At 60.8% G+C, this 9981-nt stretch carries 7 protein-coding genes; 2 read left to right on the top strand and 5 right to left on the bottom strand.

Annotated elements, in window-relative coordinates; genetic code table 11:
- Positions 1 to 35: 35 nt before the first annotated feature.
- Positions 36 to 1733, top strand: a complete 1698-nt coding sequence (locus tag ACUY3D_RS10050; RefSeq protein ID WP_448241036.1) for an ABC transporter family substrate-binding protein — start codon at positions 36 to 38, stop codon at positions 1731 to 1733.
- 98 nt (positions 1734 to 1831) lie between these two features.
- On the opposite strand, the gene ACUY3D_RS10045 is transcribed toward ACUY3D_RS10050, so the two are convergent.
- The 5 genes from ACUY3D_RS10045 to pflB form a co-directional block, all read right to left on the bottom strand.
- On the bottom strand, positions 1832 to 3034 hold the full coding sequence (locus ACUY3D_RS10045) for an SPFH domain-containing protein (RefSeq protein ID WP_448241035.1): 1203 nt from the start codon (positions 3032 to 3034) through the stop codon (positions 1832 to 1834).
- A 105-nt stretch (positions 3035 to 3139) separates the two neighbouring features.
- Positions 3140 to 4390 carry an alpha/beta fold hydrolase gene (locus ACUY3D_RS10040; protein WP_448241034.1) on the bottom strand — a complete coding sequence of 417 codons (1251 nt, stop codon included), beginning with the start codon at positions 4388 to 4390 and terminating at the stop codon, positions 3140 to 3142.
- Positions 4391 to 4394: 4 nt separating this feature from the next.
- Positions 4395 to 5264 carry a pyruvate formate-lyase-activating protein gene (gene pflA, locus ACUY3D_RS10035; protein WP_193634575.1) on the bottom strand — a complete coding sequence of 290 codons (870 nt, stop codon included), beginning with the start codon at positions 5262 to 5264 and terminating at the stop codon, positions 4395 to 4397.
- The gene (gene grcA2 / locus ACUY3D_RS10030; RefSeq protein ID WP_070525314.1) at positions 5265 to 5516 is read right to left on the bottom strand and encodes an autonomous glycyl radical cofactor GrcA2; all 252 of its coding nucleotides are present in this window, start codon (positions 5514 to 5516) and stop codon (positions 5265 to 5267) included.
- A gap of 35 nt (positions 5517 to 5551) precedes the next feature.
- Positions 5552 to 7645 carry a formate C-acetyltransferase gene (gene pflB / locus ACUY3D_RS10025; protein WP_193629694.1) on the bottom strand — a complete coding sequence of 698 codons (2094 nt, stop codon included), beginning with the start codon at positions 7643 to 7645 and terminating at the stop codon, positions 5552 to 5554.
- Positions 7646 to 8018: 373 nt separating this feature from the next.
- Between pflB and pbuX the strand changes: the two genes are divergently transcribed.
- Positions 8019 to 9929, top strand: a complete 1911-nt coding sequence (gene pbuX, locus ACUY3D_RS10020; RefSeq protein WP_144014897.1) for a PbuX/PucJ/PucK family nucleobase permease — start codon at positions 8019 to 8021, stop codon at positions 9927 to 9929.
- Positions 9930 to 9981: the final 52 nt, after the last annotated feature.

Raw genomic sequence — 9981 nt, 5'->3', positions numbered from 1 at the left:
TGTCTCCATGTTTCCTCTCGAAAGGACACACACACATGAATATGAAGCTCCGCAGGACCGCCCTCGCAGTGGTCACCGCCTCTGCCCTCATCCTGACCGGCTGCGCCTCCGATGGCGGCTCCGGCTCCGATGGATCAGGCAATTCCGCCTCCGGCGAGAAGCTCGACGTCAAGCTGGACGGCTCCTACAACCCTAAGGACCGCTCCGAGCTCAAGGAGGGTGGCGAGCTGCGCTTGGCTATCGACGAGATCTCCCAGCAGCAGAACACCTTCCAGGCCGACGCCACCTCATACACCCTGAGCCTGTGGAAGTACTACAACCCGCAAATTGGCCTCTTCGATGGCGCGGGTGAGTTCCACGTCAACAATGACTACATCACCGACGTCAAAGACGAAGAAAAGGACGGAAAGACTGTCGTCACCTTCACCATCCACGAGAAGGCGCAGTACAACGACGGCACCCCGATTGACTGGAAATCCTTTGAGAACACGTGGAAGTTCAACAACGGTGAGAACAAGGACGTCAACGTTAGCGCCACCGACGGCTACGAGCTCATCGAGTCCGTCAAGCCGGGTGAGAACGACAAGCAAGCCGTCATCACCTTTAAACAGGCCTATCCGTGGTGGCAGGGTCTGTTCAACGTCCTGCTCCCGCCACAGGTTGACTCCGCGGAGAAGTTCAACGAGGCCTACCTGGGCAAGGTCCACCCGGAGTGGGGTGCGGGCCCGTACAAGGTCGAAAGCGTCGACTTCAAGAACGGCAGCGCTACCTTCGTTCCAAACGAGAAGTGGTGGGGTGATAAGCCATTCCTAGACAAAGTGACCTACCGCCAGATGGAGGACCAGGCCTCCATCAACGCGTTCAAGGCCGGCGAAATTGACGCCACCGGCGTGGCCAACAAGGAACGCCTGGCGGCCGTCAAGGACATGCCAGACGTTGAAATTCGCACCGCCATGACCCCAGGCAAGAACCTGTACACGCTCAACTCCAAGAACGAGATCCTCTCTGATATCAAGGTGCGCGAAGCCATCATGACCGGCATCGACCGCGCCACGCTCTCCGGCATCCGCTTCAACGGACTCAACGGCTACACCGAGGACCTGCCAGGTTCCTTCAACCTCTACCAAACCCAGAAGGGCTACGAGGACAACGTCGGCGCAGTCATTTCTTTCGATCCAGAGAAGGCCAAGTCGCTCCTCAATGAGGCCGGCTGGAAGGAAGGCGGCGACGGCATCCGCGAGAAGGACGGCAAGAAGCTGTCCATGCGCTACACGCTGCTGGGAGATTCTTCCATCAGCAAGGCCATGGCCACCGCCACCCAAAAGATGATGAAGGATATCGGCGTGGACCTGAAGGTGGAGGAACGCCCAGTCTCTGACTTCTCCGAGATCACCTCCAAGTACGACTTCGATATTCTGCCTATGGGTTTCTCCTCCGGCGATCCCTTCGGTGTCGCTTACTTCGGCCAGACCTATCGCACCGGCTCCCAGCTCAACCGCTCCGGCACGGGCACACCAGAACTGGACAAGAAGATCGACGAGCTATCCCAGATCGCTGACCCAGACGAGCAGATCAAAAAATCCAATGAGCTGGAGAAAGAAGCCCTTGCCCAGTACGGCATCATTCCTATCTTCAACGGCCCGACCATGGTTGCGACCCACCCCGATATCGCAAACTTCGGCGCCAACTCCTTCGCCGTCATCGAGGTGGAGAACATCGGCTACACCAAGTAAGTAACGGCCGCCTAGCACCACCCAAGGCAGGAAAGAGGGCCTTCCCCAAGCGGGAAGGCCCTCTTTTTATGTGCTGAGCTTAGTCTTAAGCGCTGTGCTTAGTTATTGCCCTTGTTGAGCTGGTTGCGCAGCTGGTCAAAATAGTCGCGCGCGCTCTGCGGCTGGTTATTGCCCTGCGGCGGAGAAGGGAAGCTCGGAATCTGGCTAAAGCCCTGGCCCTGCTGCGGCGCGTTCTGCACCTGCTGCTGTGCTTGTTGCTGCGCGCGCTGCGCCTGCTCCATCATCTCAGCATCGCGGCGGGCGCGCTCGTCGCGCTCACGGCGCTCCTGCTCCTCGCGGCGGCGACGTGCAGCACCGGAATCCTCACGGCTGTGCTTGTTGTCGGACAGGGAAACCGACGGCTTCGGCGCTTCATTAATAGCGTTGGTGGACAGCAGTGCGTCGCGCATACCACCGAAGAGATCCTGCATGCCGCCCGGATTAGACGGCATGTAGAGCACATTGGTGTGGGCGCGGTCGGCCACGTCTACCATGGCGTCGAGGTACTGGGAGACCAGCATGAGGGTCTCGGGGTTCTCTTGCACGCCGGCAGCACGCAGCAGCTCATACTGCTGAGCAATACCTTCGACGATCTCCTTACGCTGGTCAGCCACACCGCGGCCCTGCAGCTTCTTGGCCTCGGCCGCACCTTCGGCCTCCTTGACCACGCGGATCTTCTCGGCCTCTGCCTGGGCAACGGCTGCCTCGCGCTCACGCTGTGCGGCGTTAATGGAGTTCATGGACTCGCGCACGCGGGCATCCGGGCGGATATCGGTGACCAGGGTATTGACAAAGTTCCAGCCGTAGGCGGCCATGTTATCGCGCAGGGACATCGCCACGTTGCGGGCGATGGTGTCCTTGGAGGAGAAGGAATCATCCAAGTCCATGTTGGCAACCGAAGAACGGACATTGTCCTGAACATAAGCCACGATCTGCTGCTCGTGGTTAGACAGAGTGTAGAAGGCCTGACGCTCGCTGCCCTGAACTACCTCGTACTGCACAGCAACGGGGATCTGGACGAAGACGTTGTCCTTGGTCTTGGTTTCCACCATGACGTCGAGCTGACGGATCTGCAGGCTGATCTTGGCGCGCACGCGGTCGACATAAGGCACCTTGAAGTGCAAGCCCGCGTGAGCAACGTTCACGAACTTACCCATCCGCTCAATGATGGCGGCCTCCTTCGTCCGGACGATGTAGAAACCGTCGAAGGCGGTGGCAATAATAATTAGAAGAATCACGCCGATGACGATGAGTCCGCCCATAGGCTTATCCTTTCTGCTTCGGTTGGATTTTCCTAACCAGTCTGCCACACGGTGACCACCACCACATCTTGGGGGAGATTGCTCCCCGAACGCACTCGACGCCCGTTAACGCTCGTCAGCCGCCCGGAAGAGCTCGCCCAAAATCCCCGCGCCGTCTTCGCTAATACCGTTGTGCTGGAAGCGGTTGGTCACCACCGGGCGCAAATCGCGGTAGGTCTCCCCCGTGGCCAGGGAATCTTCGAAGGGCACGAAGATATCGTCAAGGTAGATGGCGGCGGAGGCGATAACGGGGGCGTCGGCAAGCGCGGCAGCATCGTACGGCGAACTTGCCCACTCGTGGACGGCGAGCTCCTCGGCGGCCTGCTTGAAGGGGCGCAGCGCCGGGTCCTCGTCGAACTGCCAAGGGAAAATGTGCTCGCCGGTCAGATAGGTGCCTTCCTCGGCGAACTCGGGGAATTCCTCGCGCACACGGTGCGCCGCCCAGCCTGTGACGGCCTGGCCGCCCACGCCACCGTAAATGGACTCATGGATGGCCGCGTAGAGAGGCCCAGCCTGGAAGCTCACGCGGCTACCGACGTTGTTGAGGAAGTCCGAACGCAAGCGCTTCTCGCCGTTCACGGTGCGGAAAGGCTCCTCCAGCAGGTAGCCCAGAGAATCGAATCCGGTACCGCGGCCCAGTTCGATGCCGATAGTGCGGAAGCGGCGCGAGGACAGGCGCTCCCCTGTCGGCAGCAGCTCTTCCGAGTTGTCCAGGTGGTGGATGAGCTCCTCGATGCGTGCTTGAGCCCACGGGAACTGGGCATAGAAACGTTCGTGACGCACCTTGAGCTTGGCAAAGGTCGTGCGGTAGAGATCATCCGCACCCTTAGTCAGGGTGGGCAGGCCACCGGTGAGAAAGGCACGGCCGATGGAATCGGGGAACATCGAAATATAGGCAGTAATGATGAAGCCGCCAAAGGATTGGCCGTAGAGATCCCAGGAGTCCTCGCCGAGGTGCTCGCGCAGGCGCTCGGCATCGCGCACGATATTCTCCTGCCGCAACTGCGCCAAGCGCTGCGCCGTGCGATCCTCAGCTGGGCTGAGCTCATCGATGCGGTGGCTGCGCCCAGTGCCGCGCTGGTCCATGAGGATCCAGCGGTAGCGCTCCAGGCCTTTCCCGATGAGCCCGGTGGCACCCGTCGGCCGCGGTGCCGGGAAACCCGGCCCACCCTGGTTATAGAGCAGCGCCGGGTAATTCTCACCGCCCGGCGGGATGATCTCCCGAGCGTAGAGCTCGAACTCCCCCGCGGCTGGATTGTCATAGTCCCAGGGGACGGTGATGGTGTGTTCCTTGATGGTGTGGCCGAAGCGTTTCATGCTTCTAGTAGACCACGAAACCTTCCTTACGGAACACCTCTCGGATCTCCTCCATGTCTTCCGGCTTCGGCGGCTTTGTATCCTCCAGGGTGTACGGGTAGCCCAACTCGTGCCACTTGTCCGCGCCCATGTTGTGAAAGGGCAGCACCTCGACGCGCTCGACGTTGCTCTTCCAGCGGGAGACAATTTTGGCCACGTTGGCGACGTTCTCGGGGCTGTCGGTAAGCCCCGGCACCACCACGAAGCGGATCCAGACCGGCTTGCCTATGGCGTTGAGGCGATCCCCAAAATCGATCGTCGGCTGCAGCTCGCGGCGGGTGACCTTCTTATAGGTCTCCTCGTCACCGGACTTGACGTCCAAGAGCACCAGGTCGATATTGTCCAAGTCCTCATCGCGCAGGCGCGCGCCAAGGTAACCCGAGGTGTCGATCGTCGTGTGGATGCCCGCGTCGTGAACTTCCTTGAGCAAGCGCCGAGCGAAGGCGATCTGGAAGAGCGGCTCACCGCCCGAGATGGTCAGGCCGCCCCCGGAGGCGTTGAAGATGGGCTTGTAGCGTTTAATGCGCTTGACCACATCCTCGATGCGCTCCAAGGTTCCGACCTTCATTTCCATGGTGTCGGGATTGTGGCAATACTGGCAGCGCAACGGGCAACCCGACATGAACATGGTCATGCGGGTTCCAGGCCCATCCACGGCCGTCACCAGCTCCCAGGAGTGCACGAGCGCGACATCGCCAGAGCGGCGGGCCTGCATCAACTCCGGGCGGGTGTAGCCCTCGAGGTCGTTATCCGTTCCTAAACCGGCGGCGGCGCCGCGCACCTTCTCCCCTTCTTCAGGGTTGAGGTGCACGACGCCGGTAATGCCATCTGCCATTTAGGAGCCCTGGTGGAAGGTACGGGAGATGACGTCGAGCTGCTGCTCGCGGGTGAGCTTCACGAAGTTCACCGCGTAGCCGGAAACGCGGACCGTGAGGTTCGGGTACTTCTCCGGGTGCTCAACGGCGTCCTCCAGGGTGGACTTGTCCAGGACGTTGATGTTGGCGTGGTAGAGGCCCGAGTTCATGTTGTTGGCGGTGCGGCTGGCCTTCATGGAAGCGAGGCGCTCGTCGAAAGTTTTGGTTGCCATGTTGTGTTCTCCTTAGGAAGTGGTGTGGATGTGGTCTATTCGGAATCCATGATGAAGCCGGCGTCGAGGACGCCCACCAGGTTGGTGATGCGCTCCTCCGGGGTGCGGCCCAATCCGGACGGGGTGATGGTGTTGGTCAGCGAGATGCCGTCGAGTGCATCCTTGTAGTCCAGCTTGCCTACCGACAGCATGGAGGCAACCATGCCGTGGCTATCCGCGCCGTTCTCCGGGTTGGCACCCGGCGCGAACGGGGTGCCCGCCTCGTGGCCGGACGGGAAGGCACCGGTGGCCTTGCCGTAGACAACGTTGGAGGTAATGGTCAGCACCGACTGGGTGGGGATGGCGTTGCGGTACATCGGGATGGCCTTAATCTTCTCCATCACGGTGTGAACGATGGTGGCGGCGATGTCATCGGCGCGGTCGTCATCGTTTCCGTAGAAGGGGAAGTCACCTTCCGTCTTGTAGTCCACGATCAGCCCGGAATCATCGCGCACCGGGTAGACCTTGGCGTACTTGATGGCGGAAAGCGAGTCAGCCACGATGGACAGGCCGGCGATACCGCAGCCCATGGAGCGCACGATATCGGAATCATGCAGCGCCATCTCGATGGCCTCGTAGGCGTACTTGTCGTGGCAGTAGTGGATGATGTTGAGGGCCTCAACGTAGGTGCCCACAACCCAATCCAGCATCTCCTCGTACTTCTGCCAGACCTCGTCGAAGTCGAGCGGTCCATCGCCCTTGATGGGCTCGTAACCGTCGACGACCTGCTTGCCGCTGACCTCGTCGCGGCCGCCGTTGATGGCGTAGAGCAGGGCCTTCGCAGCGTTGACGCGGGCGCCGAAGAACTGCATTTGCTTGCCGACGGCCATCGGGGACACGCAGCACGCAATTGCGGCGTCGTCGCCCCACTGCTCACGAATCTGCTTATCGGACTCGTACTGGATCGAGGAGGTCTCAATCGAGATGTGGGCGCAGAATTCCTTGTAGCCCGCCGGCAGCTGCGGATCCCAGAAGATGGTGATGTTCGGCTCCGGGGACGGGCCCAGGTTGATCAGCGTCTGCAGCAGACGGAAGGAAGTCTTGGTCACCATGTGGCGGCCATCGTCGCCAAAGCCAGCATCGGACCAGGTTGCCCAGTACGGGTCACCGGAGAAGATCTGGTCATAGTCCTCGGTGCGCAGGAAGCGGACGATGCGCAGCTTGAGCACCAGCTGGTCGATGATTTCTTGGGCGTCTTCCTCGGTGATGATGCCAGCGGCAAGGTCGCGCTCGAAGTAGCAGTCGAAGAATGCGGAGAGGCGGCCGATGGACATGGCGGCGCCGTCCTGGGACTTGATGGAGGCCAGGTAGCCAAAGTAGGTCCACTGGACTGCCTCGTGGGCGGTCTTCGCGGGCTTCGAGATATCGAAGCCATAGGACTCAGCCATGGCCTTGAGCTTCTTCAGCGCCTTGATCTGCTCGGCGTGCTCCTCGCGGTAGCGTGCCCAGTGCTCGGAGAATCCGATATCACCGACTGCGTGCTTGGATGCCTCCTTCTCAGCGATGAGGTAATCCACGCCGTAGAGGGCCACGCGGCGATAGTCACCAATGATGCGGCCGCGGCCATAGGCATCCGGCAGGCCGGTGATGATGTGAGAGGAACGCGCTGCGCGGATGCGCGGGGTGTAGATATCGAAGACCGCGTCATTGTGGGTCTTGCGGTAGCGAGTGAAGATCTTCTCTACGTCTGGATCGACTTCCTTGCCGGCCTCAAAAATAGCCTGCTTGACCATGCGCCAGCCGCCGTTGGGCATCATGGCGCGCTTCAGCGGAGAATCCGTCTGCAGGCCCACGATGACGTTGTCGTCCTCACAGATGTAGCCGGCCGGGAAAGCATCGATATCGCTCGGGGTGTGGGTATCCACGTCGAAGATGCGCTTCTGGCGCTCGATGGACAGGTAGTTCTCCTCCAGGTGATTCCACACATTCTTGGTCTTCTCGGTGGGTCCAGCAAGGAAGGAGGAGTCCCCGTCATAAGGGGTGTAGTTGCGCTGGATAAAATCACGAACGTCAATGTTCTCAGTCCACGGGCCGGGCTCGAAGCCCTTCCATGCCTCGAACTGCACGGACTGTTCAGTTGCGGTGGTCACTATATTGACTCCCTTCGTAGTTCACACGACGCGTAATGCTTAGTCGCAGAAGGGCTTTAGGTGACTTCAATTCACGGGCAATTCGGTCAACCCGTCCGTCACCGAACCCCTCTCTGTAGCCCATAGTAGGGGTAAAGACGCACAAGCTCATATCGGCAAATGCGGGCCGCGCGCCACCAAAGGTGCCAGTGTGAGCACTGCACAGGTCAGCTCCGTCATAGGTAACGGCCGTACGGTTGGATGTGGGGGTAAAGCACCCCCTGACGTGGCCTTTCCCACACTTTTTGGGGCGAGCTCTTGGTGCGTGTCCTTGCCGCGCTCTATTGTTATGCGCAGTATCCTCGTCTCGCTTTTTAGCAAGGAGCCTCCCCGCGTGTCCGACATCGCAACCGCCCCTCAGCCCACACACCCGGTCGACGCCATCCCACCCGCCCCGAAGTTGGCAGCGCTCGGACTCCAGCACGTCCTCGCATTTTATGCTGGCGCGGTCATCGTACCGCTGCTTATCGCGGGCTCGCTGGGGTTGGATGAGGCCACAACGATCCACCTCATCAACGCCGACCTGTTGACCTGTGGTCTGGCGACGTTGATCCAAGCGGTGGGCGTCGGCAAGCACATCGGCGTTCGCCTGCCCATCATCCAGGGCGTGACCACCACGGCGGTCAGCCCCATCATTGCCATCGGGCTCAGCGCGGGTGACCAGCCGCTTCCGACGATTTATGGCGCAATTATTGCCGCCGGTATTTTTACGTTTTTCGCCGCGCCGGTCTTTGGCCGCGTGCTCAAATACTTCCCGCCGATTGTCACCGGTACCGTGCTCTTGGTCATGGGCACGTCGCTGCTGGCGGTCTCAGCAAATGACTTTGTCAATTACGCCGACGGGGTTCCGGCCGCGCGCGATCTGCTGTATGGCTTCGGCACGCTGGCCATCATCATCGTGGTTCAGCGCTTCTTCCGCGGTTTCCTTGGAACGCTGTCGGTGCTGCTTGGTTTGATCATCGGCACCGCTTTGGCACTTGTGTTGGGTGATACGTCCTTCGACGGTGTGCGTGAGGCCGACGCCATCGGCATGACCACGCCTTTCTATTTCGGCATGCCGCGCTTCGACATCATGGCGATTCTCTCCCTCATCATCGTCATGATCATCACCATGGTGGAGACCACCGGCGATGTTTTCGCCACCGGTGAGATTGTGAAGAAGCGCATCAAGCGCGATGACGTTGTGCGCGCCATCCGCGCCGATGGCCTCTCCACCACCCTGGGCGGCGTGATGAACTCCTTCCCCTACACCTGCTTCGCACAGAACGTCGGCTTGGTTCGCTTGACCGGTGTGAAGTCGCGCTGGGTGGCGGCATCGGCTGCCGGTTTCATGATCATCCTGGGACTACTGCCCAAGGCCGCCGCCGTGGTGGCGGCTATCCCCTCCCCGGTGCTCGGCGGTGCCTCGTTGGCGCTCTTCGCCAACGTTGCGTGGGCCGGCCTGCAGACCATTGCGAAAGAAGACATCACCGACGGCCGCAACGCCGCCATCGTCACGACCGCGCTGGGCTTGGCCATGCTGGTCACCTTCAAGCCGGATGTCGCTACTGCTTTCCCGGAATGGGCACAGATCTTCGTCTCCTCCGGAATGTCCATCGGCGCGATTACGGCGATTCTCCTCAACTTGCTGTTCTTCCACGTCGGTGCGCAGTCGGGTGATGATGTCAGCCGCCTCGACGGCGCCGGCGTCTCGCTTAAGGAGCTCAACGAGATGGAGCGCGACAGCTTCGTCAGCGCCCTGCGCCCGCTCTTTAACAACGAAACCTGGCCGCTTGAGGCCGCCTGGGAGCTGCGCCCCTTCCAGGACGTCAGCCAACTGCGGGAAGCAATCCAAGTTGCGGTACTCACCGCCCCGAGTGAGCAGCACCGTGCACTGATCCACGACTACCCGGCGATGGATGAGCTGCTGCTTGTCGACGCCGACTCGGCCGCCACCATCTCCGCCGACCGCGGTTCCCTGGCCCTGGATGACCTCGATGACGTACAGACACAGCAGCTTATCGACGTTTCAACGGCCTACCGCAAGCGCTTCGACATGCCCTTTGTGGCATACCTGGACACCAACGACTCGGCCGACCGCGTCATCGATGCGGGCGTGCGCCGCCTGTCCAACTCGGATGAGCTGGAACAGCGCGTGGTCTTGAGCGAAATCATCGAGATTGCCAACGACCGCTTCGACATCCTCCTCGCGGACGCCAACCCGGTACGCGCTTATTGGGACCGCAAGTTCACGGAGATCGAGTGACCAGAAGTCACTCGACGTAGAAAAGGTTCATTCCACGTACAAGGCCACTCGA

The sequence above is a fragment of the Corynebacterium guaraldiae genome, assembly GCF_053480195.1.
This window is presented reverse-complemented; position numbering and strand designations above follow the sequence as displayed.

Bases quoted from the DNA above. Each gene is read 5' to 3' on its own strand.
- ACUY3D_RS10050 (WP_448241036.1), top strand. From the start codon at position 36: ATGAATATGAAGCTCCGCAGGACCGCCCTCGCAGTGGTCACCGCCTCT.
- ACUY3D_RS10045 (WP_448241035.1), bottom strand. From the start codon at position 3,034: ATGGGCGGACTCATCGTCATCGGCGTGATTCTTCTAATTATTATTGCC.
- ACUY3D_RS10040 (WP_448241034.1), bottom strand. From the start codon at position 4,390: ATGAAACGCTTCGGCCACACCATCAAGGAACACACCATCACCGTCCCC.
- pflA (WP_193634575.1), bottom strand. From the start codon at position 5,264: ATGGCAGATGGCATTACCGGCGTCGTGCACCTCAACCCTGAAGAAGGG.
- grcA2 (WP_070525314.1), bottom strand. From the start codon at position 5,516: ATGGCAACCAAAACTTTCGACGAGCGCCTCGCTTCCATGAAGGCCAGC.